This window comes from Solidesulfovibrio fructosivorans JJ] (assembly GCF_000179555.1).
GTDB classification, from domain to species: domain Bacteria; phylum Desulfobacterota; class Desulfovibrionia; order Desulfovibrionales; family Desulfovibrionaceae; genus Solidesulfovibrio; species Solidesulfovibrio fructosivorans.
This window is the reverse complement of the sequence record NZ_AECZ01000019.1, coordinates 38,770-53,413: the sequence shown is the minus strand read 5'-3', so window position 1 is coordinate 53,413 and position 14,644 is coordinate 38,770. Positions and strand designations below refer to the sequence as shown.

The window sequence follows — 14,644 nt, the reverse complement described above, 5'->3', positions numbered from 1 at the left end:
AGAGCAATGGGCTCAAATGTGCAACGGTCAATTTAACGGGGGATACGCATGCCGCAAAGCGATACGATGCCCGATGCCGCCGCCGTGGCCAAGGCCGCCACGGCGCTCGGACGGGCGCTTGCGCCGGATCAGGCGGCCCTGCTCGCCGGCTACCTGCAACTTCTCACGCGCTTTCGGCGCAAGATCAACCTGGTCGGACCGCAGGATTGGCCGACCATGCTCGAAACGCTCGTGGCCGACTCCTGGCACCTGGCCGATTTTCTGGCCGGTCCGGAAGCGAAACGCGTGCTGCCGCCTGGGGATGCGCTTGTGTTGGGCCTGGATTTCGGGGCCGGGGCGGGGCTGCCCGGCATCGGCCTGCGGGCTTTTTTCAATCGGGGACCGTACTACCTGCTCGAGTCCCGGCAAAAACGCTGCGTGTTTCTGGCCGAGGCGACGGCAAGGCTGCATCTTTCCGGGGTGCATGTGGCCGAAGGGCGGGTGGAGCGCACCGTGCCGGACATCCTGGCCGGGCATCCGGGCGCGTTCGTCTTGTGCCTAAGCCGCGCCTTCGCCCCCTGGCCGCGGTTTTTGACGCTGTGCCGGGAACTGGTGCGGGAGCCCCTGGCGGTTGTGACCATGACCGGCGAGGCCACGACCGTGGAGGAAACGCCGCCGGGCTGGGCGCTGGCCGCTGCCGCGAGCTACCCCGTCGCCGGCAGGACGCGTCACGTGTCGCTTTTTTCCGGCTCCGCGACGTCCATGTAGGCGTCCTTGAAAATAAGCCGCGTGGCCGTGGCGTCGGCGACATCGGCCAGGTCCATGAGGGATTCCAGGAAATCGAGGATTTCCCCTTTGTCGGCTTCCGAGGCGTTTTCGAATTCGAAGGCCAGGTCGCCGGATTCGAAATAGCGCCGCAACTTGTCGAGATACGTCTGGTCGAGAAGGGGGAAGGGCATACGAAACCGCCTTTTGCCTGGGAGAGGTCAGTGGTGGTACGGTGCGCCGGCGTTGATGGCCGCCGCCCGGTAGAGTTGCTCGTAAAGGACCACCCGGGCCAGTTCGTGGGGCAGCGTGCCGGGACCGAGGGCCAGAGTCATATCGGCGCGGGCGAGCACCTCCGGCGAGAGGCCGAACGCGCCGCCGACGACGAAGCTGGGAGCCCGGCCGGGGTCCTCGATAAAGGCCGCCAGCCGCGCCGCCAGTTCGCGCGAGGGCAGCGACCGGCCGCCCTCGTCCAGCACGACCACGAAGTCGCGCGGGGAAAGCTTCGCCAAAAGGGACTTGCCTTCCTCGGCCTTGCGCCGCTCGTGGTCGGACGCCTTGGCGTCGCGCACCACATGTTCCTCGACCGGCAGATAGCGCCGTAGCGCCGTCAGGTAGTGGGCGGCGGCATCGCGGAAATAAGGGGCCTTGGCGGCTCCGACGACGAAAAGGCGTACGGGTTTCATGGGCGCATTCCCCGGAAGCGGCCGGGTGTGGGCCGGCTGTTAGCCCAGGGGCGCGCTTATTGTCAAAGCGGTCGGCTTGGATTAGGCCAAATGGCGCATCACTGTATCACAACCCGATAGGGAGAGGCATGCCGTCTTGTAACACCGTTCACCGCCGCCTGCGGCAATGCGTCTTTTTGCTGACGGCGGTCCTCGTGGCCTCGGCCCTGGCCGGGGGAACGGCGTTCGCCCAGGAATTGCTTTTGAGCAACCTGGTGCTCAACAATTTCGAAGGGAAGATCCGGGTGCGCTTCGGCGTGGAGCCGACAGGGATCGAACACATCCGGCAGGCGCTTTTGGAGGGCGAGCGGTTGGCGCTCGTCTGCAAGGCCAGACTCGCCGTCAAACGCGATTACGTCTGGAACAAGGAAGTCAGCCACGCGCGCTTCGAAAGTGAGCTGCGCCGGCTCAAGGGCGGCGACTTCGCCGTCAGCCTGCCCGGCCAGGGCTCCATGGCGGACCGGGACCTGTCCGCGCTTTTCCGCAAGGCCTGGAACGAAATCCTCATCGACCTCGGCTCCTGGGACCGCCTGGAACGCGGCCAGACGTACGTGCTGACCCTGGAGCTGTCGCTGGCCCGCCTGGATGTTTCGCCCTGGGTCAAAAAAGGACTTTTCTTCTGGCCCTTTGACCCCGCCACGCCTGTTTCCTACCAGCTTGACTTTACATATTAAAACCCTTCGCATCGGTTGCCTTTGCCGCCGCTTTTCGTATAATGGGCCAGGATTTCCCGAGAAATCGCGGCAAGGAGGCCTTCATGCGGGTTGTGATCGCCGGCGGAACGGGCTTTATCGGCCGGGCGCTGACCCGGTCCCTTGTCCGGGACGGGCACGAGGTTGTCGTGCTTTCCCGGGGGGCTTCGGGGCGTAAGCCCGCTCCGGGAATCACCTATGCTCCCTATGACGGCCGCACCGGAGAGGGGTGGGCGCATCTGCTGGGCGGCGCCCGGGCCCTGGTCAACCTGGCCGGTGAAAACATCGCCTCGGGCTACTGGACCAAGACGCGAAAGGCCCGCATCCTCGGAAGCCGCCTTGACGCCGGACAGGCGGTCATGGACGCCCTGTCCCGCGCGCCCGCGCTTCCGGATGTCCTCATTCAAGGTTCGGCCACGGGCTATTACGGCGACCGGGGCGATGTGCCGATCGCCGAGGATGCCCCGGCCGGAGCGGGCTTTTTGGCCGAGGTGGCGTGCCGTTGGGAGGCGTCCACGGCCGGGGCCGAGGCTTTGGGGCTGCGCCGGGCCGTCATCCGCACGGCGGTGGTCCTTGGCGCGGGAGGCGGGGCGTTGCCTCGTATGCTTGCGCCGTTTCGGTTTTTCCTGGGCGGTCCGCTCGGGTCCGGCCGACAGTATTTGCCCTGGATTCACCTTGCCGACGAGGTGGCGGCCATCCGCTTTCTGATCGACCATGAAGCGGCCGCCGGTCCCTTCAACCTGGCCGCGCCGGAAGCCGTCACCCAGGACGGGTTCGCCGCCGCCGCGGGCAGGGCTCTTGCCCGCCCGGCTTGGCTGCGCCTGCCCGGGCCGGTCATGCGTCTGGCCCTTGGCGAAATGGCCCGGGAACTCTTTCTGGGCGGGGTGCGCGCCGTGCCCGGCCGTTTGACGGAACTCGGCTTTCGCTTTTGTTTCGAAACCTTGCCCGACGCCTTGTCGGACATCCTTCGGCCTTCACGGGAATCCCACCATGCCTGAGGAAGCGGCGACATCCCCCGAAAACCCGCGCGTGCTCATCGTCGAGGACGAGGGAGTGGTGGCCTTGGATCTGGCCAGACGCCTCTCCCAGCTCGGCTATGCCGTCTGCGGCCCGACGGACCGTGGCGAGGATGCCTTGCGCCTGGCCCGGGATCTCTCTCCCGACATCGTGCTCATGGACATCGTGCTGGACGGCGCCCTGGACGGGGTGGACGCGGCCGGGCGCATCCGCGACGAGTTGGCCGTGCCGGTGGTTTTTCTCACCGCCCACGCCGATCCGGAAACTCTGCGGCGCGCCGGCGCGGCCGGTCCTTACGGCTACATCACCAAGCCCTTCGAGAACCGGGACCTGACCACGACCCTGGACATCGCCCTGTACAAGTCCCGGATGGAGCGGCGACTGCGCGATAACGAACAGTGGACGGCCATGACCCTGCACTATCTTGGGGAAGGGGTGATCACCGCCGATCCCCAGGGGTTGGTGCGCTTCGCCAACCCCATGGCCGAAACGCTGCTTGGAGTGTCGGCAGCGCGTCTGCTCGGCCGTGACTTGGCGACGCTTTACAAGACGCTTCGGGACCCCGAGCAAGGCGATATCCCCGACGGGCTGGAGGGCGCTCGGGAAGTGGCGATCTTGTGCCGGGAGGACGGGAGCCGCTTGCCCGTGGAGCAGACCCTGTCGTCCATTTTGGACGACAGGGGGCGGGCGCTCGGAACGGTACTCGTCTTTCGGGACATCAGCCGCCGCCGGGATGTGGAGCGGGCGCTTCGGGATTCCGTGGCCGGCCTGCGCCTGGCGCTTACGGAAACCGTCAACGCTTTGACCGTGACATCGGAAACGCGCGACCCCTTCACCGCCGGCCACCAGGAACGCGTGTCCCGGCTGGCCGAGGCCTTGGCCAAGGCCCTCGGGTTCTCCGACGAGGAGCGGGAAGGCGTGCGCATGGCCGGGCTGGTCCACGATATTGGCAAGATCCATGTGCCTTCGGAAATCCTGACCAAGCCCGAGGCGCTTTCCGCCATGGAAATGGGCATTGTGCGGGACCACAGCACCGTCGGCTTCGACATCCTGAAGGATGTCCCTTTCCCCTGGCCCCTGGCCCGCATGGTGCTCGAACACCATGAGCGGTGCGACGGTTCCGGCTACCCGGCCGGGCTCAGGCGCGAGGACATGCACCCCGGGTCGCGCATCCTGGCCGTGGCCGACGTGGTCGAGGCCATGACCGCCCACCGGCCCTACCGTTCCGCCTGGAGCCTTGAGCACGCGCTGGCCGAACTGGCGAAAGGCCGGGGCCGCCTCTATGACGCCGACGTGGTCGACGCCTGCCTCTCGCTCTTCGAGCGTGGCGATTTTCGGTTTTAGGTTGGGAAAGGAATGTGCGAGAGGGGAAACCCTTTGAAAAGGGTTCTCCCCTCTCGCGCTCTCCCCTTCCTAAACTTCTTAATTTCTGCAGTGTGATACGAATCACACTGCATCCCGATGATAGTCTTTGGAAAGGGGGCCGGGGGATAACCTTTCTTCAGAAAGGTTTCCCCCCGGGAGGCTTTTTACACGCCTTCTTTTTTGATCCAGATCAGGCTGGCTTGGCGGCTGGTGGTCTTGTCGCGCCGGTAGGAGAAAAAGAGCGGCAGGCTTTGGGTGCACAGATCGAGGCCGTAGATGCGGTCCCGGTCGAGGCCGGCCGCGACGAGCTGGTCCCGCGTGAGCCGCCACAGGTCCACGCGTTGTGTGCGGTAGTCGTACCAGGGACGGAATTTTTCCCCGAATTCGCGTTCGAAAGCGGTGAACTCCGCTTCCCCCGGCCCGAGGCTCGGGCCGCGAACCGCCAAAAGCTCACGCGGGTCGAGCCCGTAGCGCACGCAAAACGAGCGCACGGACCGGCCGCACATGTCGGCCACGTTGCCGCGCCAGCCCACGTGCAGCGCGGCGATGAACTTTCCCGATTCGTGGGCGAGAAGCACCGGCTGGCAATCGGCGGTCTTGATGGCCAGGGCCCGGCCGGGCCGGCTTTCGGCCATGCCGTCGCCCGCTTCGATGCTCGGCTGGTCGAGGGTGTCGAATTCCGGTTCGAACACCATATAGACGCCGTGCTCCTGCTTGAGCGAATGCCAGACAGAAAACCCCAGTTCCTCGCGCAGGGCGCGCCGGGTGGCGATGACCGCTTCCGGGTCGGACGCGCCGGTAAAGGCCATGGTGTCCGGGCCGCAGCCAAAGGCGCAGCCGACGCCGGGTAGTCCGGGAAATGCAAAAGGGATGTAATTCATGTGTCAAACCGGTATGTTTGAAGTTCGGTCACCACGATGTCCACGGGCCTGTCCCAGGGGTCGGCCGGCAATTGCGGCACCACCTGGAACGCGTAGGCCAAGCCGATGGTCAGGGCCGATGCCGCCATGGGCAGGGCAAGCAGGCGGTCGTAATAGCCGCCGCCGAAGCCCAGGCGCGCGCCTTTCGCGTCAAAGGCCACGCCCGGCACCAGGATGACGTCCGGTGAATAGGCGCTCGGCGGCAGACAGGCGGCCCGCGGCGGTTCCAGGATGCCGTAGCGACCCGGCACGGCCGCGTCCAGGCTGGTCAGACAGCCGACGTCGAGTTCCCCGGGCGCGTCGGGGCGGCAGCGGGGCAAAAGCACCCGTCGGCCCGATGCCAAAAGCGAACGGACCAGGATGCCGGCGTCCACCTCGCCCCGGATAGGCAGATAGGCCAGTACTTCCCGGGCCGCCGCATAGCGGGGCAGGGCTTCCACCCGACTGGCCACGGCCTGGCTGGCCCGGGCCGCGAGCTCCGGCTCCTGGGCGTTGCGCCTGCCGAGCATGCGGCGGCGCAGGGCGTCCTTGTCGATGGTTGCGGCGGGAGATGGTTGCATTGTTTGCACAACCACAGCATAGTAGCAAGGAGGTGGCGTCAGGGGAAGGGCGCGCCGGGGATCGAAATCGAGGGAGAGGGCATGGCCGAGGAAACGTTTTTCATCGGAATCGGGGATATTCACGACGATATCGCGTCTCTTGAACGCATACCCGACCTGGAGCGGGCGGCCGGTGTCGTTATCAGCGGCGATCTGACCATAAAGGGCGCGGCCGCCGCGGCCAAACCTGTCATTGCGGCCCTGAGGCGGCGCAATCCCGTCATCCTGGCCCAGATCGGCAATATGGACACCGCAAGCGTCGACGCCTACCTTACCGCCGAAGGCATCAACATCCACGCCACAGGCCGGGTCATGCCCGAGGGCGTGGGGTTTTTCGGCTGCGGCTGGTCCACGCCGACCCCCTTTCACACGCCGAGCGAGGCCGGCGAGGAGCGTATCGCCGACTGGCTCGCCACCGCCCATGCCGTGGTCGCCCATTGCCCGCATCTGGTCATGGTTTGCCATACGCCGCCTTTCGGCACAGCCACGGACGTGGTCGGTTCCGGCGTTCATGTCGGGAGCAAGGCGGTGCGGGATTTTATCGAACGTACCCAGCCGGCCGTGTGCCTGACAGGGCATATCCACGAATCCCGGGCGGTGGATACCCTGGGCAAGACCGTCGTCATCAATCCCGGGGCGCTTTCGGGAGGCGGCTACGCGCGCCTGGCTCTTGGGCCGGAGGGGATCGCGGCCAGCCTGCTGGCGTTTTGAATGTGGTGACGCGGCCCTTGCGTCCGGCCGTTTTCCAGGGACGGTCCGACCGGCCGTTGTGGCGTCGACCGGAATGATGACACCCGGGAGTCGTTGATGCGCGTCATAAATATCATCGACATCGTCTTTTATCGGGCCTTCCTGTCCAAGCTTTATCTGACGGCCGGCATCGACTATGTTTTCGCCTTTCCGGAGGACGGCGAGGTTTCCCAGGCCTTGGGCGATCCCACGCCCGATGCCGTCCTGATCCAGGACTCCTACATCAATTGCGACAGCGTCGCGTTGATCGAGCGTATTCGGGAGACGGCCAACGCGGCGGGAAAAATCATTCCCATCCTTTGCCTGCGCCCCTTCGACGCCGGCAGCGAGGATGATGTCGCCGTGCCCCTTCCCCCCGGTCAGGACATCTATCCCGTCAACCGTATAAACCTGACCGACGTGCTGCGGGAGATTCAGGAAAAGCCGCGGCAAAGCGTCTCGTCGCGCCGTTCCATCCTTTTCGTGGACGCCGGCAAGACGCTGCTCCACGTGGTGCGCGCGGCGCTCACCCCGGCCGGTTTTCGCGTGGTGGCCGCCCACAACGCCGAGCAGGCCCTGGCCTTCTGCCGCAAGCACGACTTCGAGCTGGTGCTTACGAGCGTGCTGTTGCCGGGACTGTCCGGTCTCGATTTATGCCGCCGGATCAAGGAGGACAACCCGGGGCGCTATCTGCCGGTCATCATTCTTTCCAGCAGCGACAGCAGCCTGGACATGGATACGGCGTTTAACTGCGGGGCCGACGACTATCTGCTCAAGGCCTTCACCCCGGAGATGCTGGCGGCCAAGGTGTCGGAGCATCTCGACCTGGTCGAGCGCAAACGCCACAATAAGATTCTGGTCGCCGACGACAACAAGCTTATCCGGGAGCTGTTGCGCCACAGCTTTATCAAGGGCGGGCATTGCGTGCTGACCGCCGAGAACGGCAAAAGCGCCCTCGAGCTGGCCAAGGAGCATCTGCCCGACGTGGTGGTGACCGATATCGAGATGCCGGAGATGGACGGCTATACGCTGTGCGAGAAGCTGCGGGACGAGCCGGATTTGCGCAACACCCTGGTCGTGATGATGAGCGGTCGCGACCGGCAAAGCGATATCCTTCGCGGCGAACGCCTGGGCATCTCGCGTTATTTCGTCAAACCCTTCGATGTCGAGAAAATGCAGCTCGTGGTGGAGCAGTTGCTGACCGAGAGCTATCGGCACATCAAGAAAGAGCACGAGCACGTCCTGGCCAGCATGTCGGCCCTCATTACGGCCCTCGAGGCGCGCGACGAATACACCAAGGGCCATACCGCCCGGGTTTCGCGCATGGCCATGCGCCTGGGCCGGGCCATGGAGCTTGGCGATAGGGATCTGCGGGAACTGGAGATCGCGGCCAATCTTCATGACATCGGCAAGATCGGCGTGCGCGACGCCGTGCTCCTAAAGCCCGGCAAGCTCACCCCCGAGGAATACGCCAAGATCCAGGAGCACGCCATTATCGGCGCGGAAATCCTGCGTCCCATCGTCTCCCTGACTCCGGTGCTGCCGCTTATTCTCCTGCACCACGAGCGCTGGGACGGGCATGGCTATCCCACGGCCATCATGGGCGAGGACATTCCCCTGGGCGCGCGCATCATCGCCATTGCCGACGCCTTTGACGCCATGACCACGGACCGGCCCTACAGAAGGGGAATGCCGCTTGCCAAGGCGCTCGGCATCATTGAGGAAGAAGCTGGGCGGCAGTTTTGCCCGATGTGCGCAAAGGCGTTTTTGGCTATGATGCATGACGGCGGCGACATGCAAAAATCCGCTGTGGAGGTTGAATTTACAAAATGATTTTGATGAGTTGGAATGTTAATGGACTGCGGGCCGTGGTACAGAAGAATTTCTGGGACTGGCTTTCGGGCTGTGGGGCGGATGTGGTCGGCATCCAGGAGTCCAAGATTCAGCCCGGGCACGAGGCGGATTTTGGCGGCACGGAGGTCTATCGCACGGTCTGGTCCAGCGCCACCGTCAAGAAGGGCTATTCCGGTGTGGGCTGCTTCTACCGCGTCGAACCCCATGACATCAGCCTGGAATTGCCCGACGAAGCCTACGTCGGGGAAGGCCGGCTGATCCAGATGGAATTTGACGACTTCTATTTCTTCAATGTCTATTTTCCCAACGGCGGACGCGGCCCCGACCGTCTGGCCTACAAGTTCGGCTATTACGATGCCTTTCTGGCCCATGCCGAAACCCTGCGCCGGAAAAAGCCCATCGTGGTTTGCGGCGACTTCAATACCGCCCATACCGCCCTGGACCTCAAAAATGCCAAGTCCAACGAGAAGACATCAGGTTTCTTGCCCGAGGAACGCGCCTGGCTCGACCGCTTCATCGCCGCCGGCTACGTGGACACTTTCCGCATGTTCGAGCCGGAAGGCGGGCACTACACTTGGTGGGATTATCGCTTCAAGGCGCGCGACCGCAACGTCGGATGGCGGATCGACTATTTCTTCGTGTCCGAGGAACTGCGCGGCAAGGTGCGCCGGGCCTGGATCGATTCCGCCGTCATGGGCTCGGACCACTGTCCGGTGGGACTCGATTTGGACGCCTCGTGACGCGGGGCCAGCCAGGGAAAAGATCCGATTTGTTTTGACCGTAAGCGTTTTTTTGCTATAACAAGACTCCATCTCTCTATTCCCCGGGAGGATATATGATGAAACGTGCGTTTGCCGCGTTTGCCGCGGCGGTGTTTGTGGCTGCGACCTGTGCCCTGGCCCTGGCCTCCTCGGCGGGCCCGGGACTGACTTCGGACGAGGCCCTGGCCAAACTCAAGGAAGGCAACGATCGCTACGTGGCCAAGGCTAGCGTCGCGCCGCGCCGGGACGCCGCCCGGCGTCATGAGACCGCGACCGGCGGCCAGCACCCCTTTGCCACAGTGCTCGCCTGCTCCGATTCCCGCGTGCCGGTCGAGGTGGTCTTCGACCAGGGTGTTGGCGATATCTTCGTGGTGCGCGTGGCCGGCAACGTGGCCGCTACCGATGAGATCGGTACCATGGAATACGGGGCCGAACACCTCGGCGTGCCGCTGATCGTGGTCATGGGGCACACCAAGTGCGGCGCGGTGTCGGCGGTGGTCAAAAACGAGCCGGTCACGGAAAATATCGGCAAGCTGGTGGCTCCCATCGTGCCGGCGGTCAAGAGCGTCAAAGCCCGGTTCGCCACGGCCAACACCGATGAGCTCATCGCAAAGTCCATCGAGGCCAACGTGTGGCAGGCCATAAGCGACATCTACGCCAAAAGCCCACTGATCAAGAAGATGGCCGCCGCCGGCAAGGTAAAGGTCGTGGGCGCTCTTTACGATATCGATTCGGGCGAGGTGCACTGGCTCGGGGAACACCCCAACAACGCCATTTTACTTGGCAAATAAAGATGTTTTAAAAGAGACTGGGGGGAAACTTTTCTGAAGAAAAGTTTCCCCCCAGCCCCCCTTTCAAAAGACTTTTAATAGTAACGTGTTGTTGGTGTAACACTCGTAACGTTAGAAAATTTAGGAAGGGGAGAGCGCGAGAGGGGAGAACCCTTTGCAAAAGGGTTTCCCCTCTCGCACTTTCTTTTCAACTCTCTATTATGCGGGCCGTTGTTGTTTGTGTTTTTTTGCTGGTCTACGCCGCCATGGCGTTGGGCCGGCTGCCGGGGCTGGCCTTGGACCGTTGCGGCGCGGCCGTGCTTGGGGCCATCGTGCTGGTCGCAAGCGGGCTCATGCCGGTGCAGGCGGCCTGGAACGCGGCCGACGTGCCGACCTTGGCCCTGCTGTTCGGGCTCATGGTCGTCTCCGCCCAGTTGCGACTCGGCGGCTTTTACACGGCCGTCAGCCGTTCCCTGGTCACCGCCGCCGCTTCCCCGGTCGGGCTGCTCGCCCGGATCATGCTCGCCGTGGCCGTCCTTTCGGCGTTTCTGGCCAACGACATTGTCTGTCTGGCCATGGCCCCCATCGTGGTCGAGGCGACCCGGGGCCGGGGACTCAATCCGCTGCCGTACCTGATCGGGGTGGCCATGGCCGCCAACATCGGCTCGGCGGGCACCTTGATCGGCAACCCGCAAAACATGCTGCTCGGACAGGTCGCCCATTTGTCCTTTTCCGGCTATGCGGCGGAGGTCTGGCCCTGCGTGGCCGTTTCCCTGATCATGGCCTGGGGCCTTACCGTGTGGGCCTGGCGGGGACGATTCGCCGGGCCGGTGATTTCCCTTCGCGTCGACGCTCCCGCCTGGAATCCGTGGCAGTCGGCCAAGGGGCTGGCCGCCCTGGCTGTCTGCCTGTCCGCCTTCGTCTGGGGCGGCGTGCCCCGGGAGAACGTGGCCCTGGCCTGCGCCGGGGCATTGCTTCTCAGCCGGCGCATGGCCTCCCGGGAGACGCTGGCGCTTGTCGACTGGCAGTTGCTGCTGCTTTTTCTCGGTCTGTTCGTGGTCAATAAAGAGGTGGCGGCGGCGGGATTTCTGGACGACCTGCACCGTGGGCTTCTGGCCTGGGGCATCGATTTGGCCCGTCCGGCCTGGCTCTATGCCGTCACCGCCGCCCTTTCCAATGTGGTTTCCAACGTGCCGGCGGTCATGCTCCTGCTGCCGGGGCACGAGAGTCCGGGACAGGCCACCTTGCTCGCCGTTTCGAGCACCCTGGCCGGCAATCTGCTGCTGCCCGGGAGCATCGCCAATCTGATCGTGGCCGGCCAGGCGGAAGGGCCCGGGGTGCGCCTGGGCTTTTGGGAGCATGCCCGGGTGGGCGTGCCGGCGGCCTTGATCGGGCTCGCAGCTTCGGGCTGGTGGCTCTTGCGGTAGCTTGTCAACATGCGCCTTGCCGTGGCGAGGCATTGGGGATTCGGCATGGAAATGGTGGAAAAGGGGATCGCCGCCGGCATGATCCGGGAAGCGGACACGGCCGTGGTGTTTCACGATCTGGATATGCTGGAACGTCGGCTGGGCGAGGTGACGACGGCCTTTGGCCCGGCCGCCCTGGCCGCGGCGGCGATCAAGGCCAATCCGCTGCCGCCGGTCTTGGCCTTTCTGGCCGGGCTTGGGGCCGGTGCCGAGGCCGCTTCCTTGCCGGAGGTCCGGCTGGCCCTGGACGCCGGTTTCACGGCCGGGCGCATCGTGTTTGATTCCCCGGCCAAGACGTTCGAAGAACTGCGCTTGGCCGTCTCCTTGGGCCTTAACGTCAATGCCGACAATCTGGACGAAGTGGAGCGGTTGGGGACGGTCGGCGCTTCCCTTGGCCGCGCGCCCCGGGCCGGGCTTCGCGTCAACCCGCAGGTGGGCCTTGGCCGCATCAAGGCGACCAGCGTGGCCGGGGTCTATTCGAAATTCGGCGTGCCTCTGGCCGACCGCGAGGCCATCCTGGCCGCCTTCGCTCGCTGCCCCTGGCTGGAAGGACTCCACGTGCACATCGGCTCCCAGGGCTGTTCGCTGGATATGCTGGTGGCCGGGGTGGGCGCGATCTACGATCTGGCCTTGGAAATCAACGCCAGGCTGGGGGCGCGCCGGGTGCGCCGGTTCGACCTCGGCGGCGGCCTGCCCGTGGCCTACCGCGATACGGACGATCCACCGACGCCCGGAGTATATGCGGCGGCGCTGGCGGAACGGTGTCCGGGACTTTTTTCGGGGCAGTTCGACCTGGTCACGGAATTCGGCCGCTTTCTCCACGCGCCCTGCGGCTTGGCCGTCAGCCGCGTGGAGTACGTCAAGCGCCAGCCCGGGCACAATACGGCCGTGCTGCATCTTGGCGCGGACATGTTCGTGCGCGAATGCTACAACCCGGAGCTCTGGACCCATGGCGTGACGCTTCTCTCCCCGGACGGCCGGGAAAAAGGCGGGGAGCGCGGTACATGGCATCTGGCCGGGCCGCTGTGCTTCTCCGGGGATTTTCCGATCCGGCAGGCGCGGCTGCCGGACGTCGCCCCCGGCGATCTTGTGGCCATCCATGACGTCGGGGCCTACACCCTGGCCATGTGGTCGCGTTACAACAGCCGCCAGATGCCCCGGATACTGGGCTATCGCCAGGGGCGATTCAATGTGCTGCGCGAACGTGAGGAGCCCGAGGACCTGGTGCGGTTTTGGCGGGGACGGCCCGTCGCGCCGGGCGGCGGCGGACAAGGTCGGGAAGAGTAGCGTCCGCCCGCCGGAAACGGGTCTGGCGAACGGACGCTACGGCTTGGCTACTTGCAGTGGCCTTCGGCCTTGTAGCTTTTGTAGAAATCGCAGTCGCCCAGATCGCAGGCCTTTTTGTAATCCGCGCAGGTCCGGGTCTCGTTGCCGAGTCGCTCGTAGGCATAGCCCCGGTTGGTGAAGTAGGCCGGGTCGGTCGCCTTCATGGAGATGGCCCGGTCGTAATCGGGCAGGGCGTCCTTGAGCCGGCCCATATTGCTCAGGATGTTGGCCCGGTTGTTGAGCAGGTTCGGGTCGGAAGGGTCGGCCTCCACGGCTTCGTTGATCATGGTGAGCGCCGTTTCCCGGTTGCCGGCGGAAGCGGCCTTGGCCGCCATGGCGGCCAGGGATGCGGCGCTGGCCGGATCCCGCGTCGGGGCCTTTTTTTCGGGCTGGGCCTTGGGCTGGCCGGTCGGCAGGGCGGAAGCCGGCGGCGGGGCCATGCTCGCCCGGGGCGGCCGCGACTGTTGGTGCTGCGGCGTCGGAGGCGTGGTGGCGGCCTGCTTGGGGGCTTCGGGTGCCGGGGCGGGGGCCTTGGCCGCTGCCGGAGCCTGTTTGGGCAGCCACAAACCGCTGCGCGGGTCGGGCGAGGGGCGTCGTACGGGATCGGGGATGGGCAGGGGCGCCTCGTCGACTTTCGGCTGCGGCACGCTCAGTTGGGCCGCATTGCGCTCGTTTTGTTCCTGGCGCTGCTGTTCCTCGGTATGCATGGCCGGTTCGGCCTGGCGCATTTTCTCCAGACGCCGCTGCAGGATTTCCTCCCGGGTCAGGGCGCTTGCCGCTCCGGCCAAGGCCAAAAGCACAAGCGTCGTCACAATGATTCGCAGCACTCGAAGCATGATCTTGATCCTGTCGTTCGCCGGCCGTCCGGAGTTACTGGCGGGGCGGAATGGTCAGCGTCTGTCCGTCGCGCAAGGTGTCCGGGTTCATGTTGCCGTTGGCCCGAACGATATCCTCCACCGTCACGCCGAAGGTATGGGCGATGCGCGTGAGCGTATCCCCGCGCTGCACGGTGTACTGGGTCGGTTCGGTCCTGGCGGCGTCCGTCCGGGACTTTTGGTCCCTGGTGTCCTTTTTCGTTTTTTCGGGCTTGGACTTGGCCTTTTGTTCGGAACCGGGAGCCGGGATCTCGATGACGTCCTCGCCTTTAAGCGGCGCGGCCGGGGGCTCGGAAACGCCGGGTCGCGTTTGGGCCTTGGGCGCGGCCGGGGCGGCGGGGGCGGGAGTGGTTTTCTTCACGCCGGCGGTCGCCTCGCCCTTCAAGAAGGCCTTGTATTCCGCTTCGGACAGGTCGCCGCTGCCGTCGGCGTCCAGCTTGGAAAAGACGTCCGGGGTGACGTCGGGGAAGACGAACAGCAGTTCCTCGTACGATATCGCCCCGTTTCTATCATGATCGACATTGCGGAAGGAATCCTTGTCCCCTCCGGAGCAGGCGCAAAGCCCGATACAAAATACGAACGCCGCGCAGGCGATAGTCGGCCGCATAGGCTCCTCTTTTCTGGCTTTGAACAAGCGGCGTAATCGTCGCTTTCGCAGGTGGCGCTTACCATGGGGACAAAGGCCAAGTCACGTGAAAAAACCGCCGTCTTCCGTTGGATAGCCGGGGGAGCGCCCGCCCGCAAGTCTTTGCCTGAAAGGGTTGCCGCCGCATGCCCCCCGGGGTAGGACGGCTGCTGGCC

The 14,644-nt window shown here is 65.0% G+C and carries 16 protein-coding genes; 10 read left to right on the top strand and 6 right to left on the bottom strand.

Annotated features, from left to right (window positions below; translation table 11 throughout):
* Positions 1–48 precede the first annotated feature (48 nt).
* A complete protein-coding gene (locus DESFRDRAFT_RS13685; RefSeq protein ID WP_005994833.1) occupies positions 49–747 on the top strand; it encodes a 16S rRNA (guanine(527)-N(7))-methyltransferase RsmG in 699 nt (232 codons plus the stop codon).
* Here the strand turns inward: DESFRDRAFT_RS13685 and DESFRDRAFT_RS13680 are convergent.
* Both DESFRDRAFT_RS13680 and DESFRDRAFT_RS13675 read right to left on the bottom strand, forming a co-directional pair.
* Positions 708–938, bottom strand: a complete 231-nt coding sequence (locus tag DESFRDRAFT_RS13680; RefSeq protein WP_005994832.1) for a hypothetical protein — start codon at positions 936–938, stop codon at positions 708–710. The two genes, DESFRDRAFT_RS13685 and DESFRDRAFT_RS13680, sit on opposite strands and share 40 nt — an antisense overlap.
* 27 nt (positions 939–965) lie before the next feature.
* Positions 966–1,430 carry a 23S rRNA (pseudouridine(1915)-N(3))-methyltransferase RlmH gene (locus DESFRDRAFT_RS13675; RefSeq protein WP_005994831.1) on the bottom strand — a complete coding sequence of 155 codons (465 nt, stop codon included), beginning with the start codon at positions 1,428–1,430 and terminating at the stop codon, positions 966–968.
* Between the two features lie 128 nt (positions 1,431–1,558).
* Between DESFRDRAFT_RS13675 and DESFRDRAFT_RS13670 the strand changes: the two genes are divergently transcribed.
* From DESFRDRAFT_RS13670 to DESFRDRAFT_RS13660, 3 genes are all read left to right on the top strand, one after another.
* Positions 1,559–2,143, top strand: a complete 585-nt coding sequence (locus tag DESFRDRAFT_RS13670) for a DUF4390 domain-containing protein (protein ID WP_005994830.1) — start codon at positions 1,559–1,561, stop codon at positions 2,141–2,143.
* An 83-nt stretch (positions 2,144–2,226) separates the two neighbouring features.
* On the top strand, positions 2,227–3,159 hold the full coding sequence (locus DESFRDRAFT_RS13665) for a TIGR01777 family oxidoreductase (RefSeq protein ID WP_005994829.1): 933 nt from the start codon (positions 2,227–2,229) through the stop codon (positions 3,157–3,159).
* A complete protein-coding gene (locus tag DESFRDRAFT_RS13660; RefSeq protein ID WP_005994827.1) occupies positions 3,152–4,522 on the top strand; it encodes an HD domain-containing phosphohydrolase in 1,371 nt (456 codons plus the stop codon). The genes DESFRDRAFT_RS13665 and DESFRDRAFT_RS13660 overlap by 8 nt, the downstream gene beginning before the upstream one ends.
* A gap of 185 nt (positions 4,523–4,707) precedes the next feature.
* Here DESFRDRAFT_RS13660 and DESFRDRAFT_RS13655 read toward each other — a convergent pair whose 3' ends face one another.
* Both DESFRDRAFT_RS13655 and DESFRDRAFT_RS13650 read right to left on the bottom strand, forming a co-directional pair.
* Complete coding sequence (locus tag DESFRDRAFT_RS13655) at positions 4,708–5,424, bottom strand: polyphenol oxidase family protein (RefSeq protein WP_005994825.1); 717 nt, start codon at positions 5,422–5,424, stop codon at positions 4,708–4,710.
* Positions 5,421–6,023: a 5-formyltetrahydrofolate cyclo-ligase gene (locus DESFRDRAFT_RS13650; protein WP_005994823.1), complete on the bottom strand. Its 603-nt coding sequence runs from the start codon at positions 6,021–6,023 to the stop codon at positions 5,421–5,423. Before DESFRDRAFT_RS13650 ends, DESFRDRAFT_RS13655 begins: the two co-directional genes overlap by 4 nt.
* Before the next feature lie 81 nt (positions 6,024–6,104).
* Here DESFRDRAFT_RS13650 and DESFRDRAFT_RS13645 point away from each other — a divergent pair, with 81 nt between their 5' ends.
* From DESFRDRAFT_RS13645 to DESFRDRAFT_RS13620, 6 genes are all read left to right on the top strand, one after another.
* Entirely contained in the window at positions 6,105–6,773 is a 669-nt protein-coding gene (locus DESFRDRAFT_RS13645; RefSeq protein WP_005994821.1) for a metallophosphoesterase family protein, read from the top strand.
* A gap of 96 nt (positions 6,774–6,869) precedes the next feature.
* Positions 6,870–8,624: a response regulator gene (locus DESFRDRAFT_RS13640; RefSeq protein WP_005994819.1), complete on the top strand. Its 1,755-nt coding sequence runs from the start codon at positions 6,870–6,872 to the stop codon at positions 8,622–8,624.
* Positions 8,621–9,385 (top strand): exodeoxyribonuclease III, encoded by a 765-nt coding sequence (locus tag DESFRDRAFT_RS13635; protein ID WP_005994817.1) that lies wholly within the window; start codon positions 8,621–8,623, stop codon positions 9,383–9,385. Before DESFRDRAFT_RS13640 ends, DESFRDRAFT_RS13635 begins: the two co-directional genes overlap by 4 nt.
* 98 nt (positions 9,386–9,483) lie before the next feature.
* Complete coding sequence (locus tag DESFRDRAFT_RS13630; RefSeq protein WP_043794941.1) at positions 9,484–10,197, top strand: carbonic anhydrase; 714 nt, start codon at positions 9,484–9,486, stop codon at positions 10,195–10,197.
* Positions 10,198–10,424: 227 nt separating this feature from the next.
* Entirely contained in the window at positions 10,425–11,603 is a 1,179-nt protein-coding gene (locus DESFRDRAFT_RS13625) for an SLC13 family permease (protein WP_233489615.1), read from the top strand.
* 9 nt (positions 11,604–11,612) lie between these two features.
* Positions 11,613–12,929, top strand: coding sequence for a type III PLP-dependent enzyme domain-containing protein (locus DESFRDRAFT_RS13620; RefSeq protein ID WP_233489614.1), 1,317 nt, complete (start codon positions 11,613–11,615; stop codon positions 12,927–12,929).
* Between the two features lie 47 nt (positions 12,930–12,976).
* Here DESFRDRAFT_RS13620 and DESFRDRAFT_RS13615 read toward each other — a convergent pair whose 3' ends face one another.
* On the bottom strand, positions 12,977–13,804 hold the full coding sequence (locus tag DESFRDRAFT_RS13615; protein WP_005994809.1) for a tetratricopeptide repeat protein: 828 nt from the start codon (positions 13,802–13,804) through the stop codon (positions 12,977–12,979).
* A gap of 34 nt (positions 13,805–13,838) precedes the next feature.
* On the bottom strand, positions 13,839–14,450 hold the full coding sequence (locus tag DESFRDRAFT_RS13610; RefSeq protein WP_005994807.1) for a LysM peptidoglycan-binding domain-containing protein: 612 nt from the start codon (positions 14,448–14,450) through the stop codon (positions 13,839–13,841).
* Positions 14,451–14,644 lie beyond the last annotated feature (194 nt).

Excerpts from the sequence above, each read along its gene's own strand:
- DESFRDRAFT_RS13660 (WP_005994827.1), top strand. The coding sequence starts at position 3,152 with ATGCCTGAGGAAGCGGCGACATCCCCCGAAAACCCGCGCGTGCTCATC.
- DESFRDRAFT_RS13640 (WP_005994819.1), top strand. The coding sequence starts at position 6,870 with ATGCGCGTCATAAATATCATCGACATCGTCTTTTATCGGGCCTTCCTG.
- DESFRDRAFT_RS13620 (WP_233489614.1), top strand. The coding sequence starts at position 11,613 with ATGCGCCTTGCCGTGGCGAGGCATTGGGGATTCGGCATGGAAATGGTG.
- DESFRDRAFT_RS13655 (WP_005994825.1), bottom strand. The coding sequence starts at position 5,424 with ATGAATTACATCCCTTTTGCATTTCCCGGACTACCCGGCGTCGGCTGC.
- DESFRDRAFT_RS13630 (WP_043794941.1), top strand. The coding sequence starts at position 9,484 with ATGAAACGTGCGTTTGCCGCGTTTGCCGCGGCGGTGTTTGTGGCTGCG.
- DESFRDRAFT_RS13665 (WP_005994829.1), top strand. The coding sequence starts at position 2,227 with ATGCGGGTTGTGATCGCCGGCGGAACGGGCTTTATCGGCCGGGCGCTG.
- DESFRDRAFT_RS13610 (WP_005994807.1), bottom strand. The coding sequence starts at position 14,450 with ATGCGGCCGACTATCGCCTGCGCGGCGTTCGTATTTTGTATCGGGCTT.
- DESFRDRAFT_RS13645 (WP_005994821.1), top strand. The coding sequence starts at position 6,105 with ATGGCCGAGGAAACGTTTTTCATCGGAATCGGGGATATTCACGACGAT.
- DESFRDRAFT_RS13650 (WP_005994823.1), bottom strand. The coding sequence starts at position 6,023 with ATGCAACCATCTCCCGCCGCAACCATCGACAAGGACGCCCTGCGCCGC.
- DESFRDRAFT_RS13635 (WP_005994817.1), top strand. The coding sequence starts at position 8,621 with ATGATTTTGATGAGTTGGAATGTTAATGGACTGCGGGCCGTGGTACAG.
- DESFRDRAFT_RS13615 (WP_005994809.1), bottom strand. The coding sequence starts at position 13,804 with ATGCTTCGAGTGCTGCGAATCATTGTGACGACGCTTGTGCTTTTGGCC.
- DESFRDRAFT_RS13680 (WP_005994832.1), bottom strand. The coding sequence starts at position 938 with ATGCCCTTCCCCCTTCTCGACCAGACGTATCTCGACAAGTTGCGGCGC.
- DESFRDRAFT_RS13675 (WP_005994831.1), bottom strand. The coding sequence starts at position 1,430 with ATGAAACCCGTACGCCTTTTCGTCGTCGGAGCCGCCAAGGCCCCTTAT.
- DESFRDRAFT_RS13670 (WP_005994830.1), top strand. The coding sequence starts at position 1,559 with ATGCCGTCTTGTAACACCGTTCACCGCCGCCTGCGGCAATGCGTCTTT.
- DESFRDRAFT_RS13685 (WP_005994833.1), top strand. The coding sequence starts at position 49 with ATGCCGCAAAGCGATACGATGCCCGATGCCGCCGCCGTGGCCAAGGCC.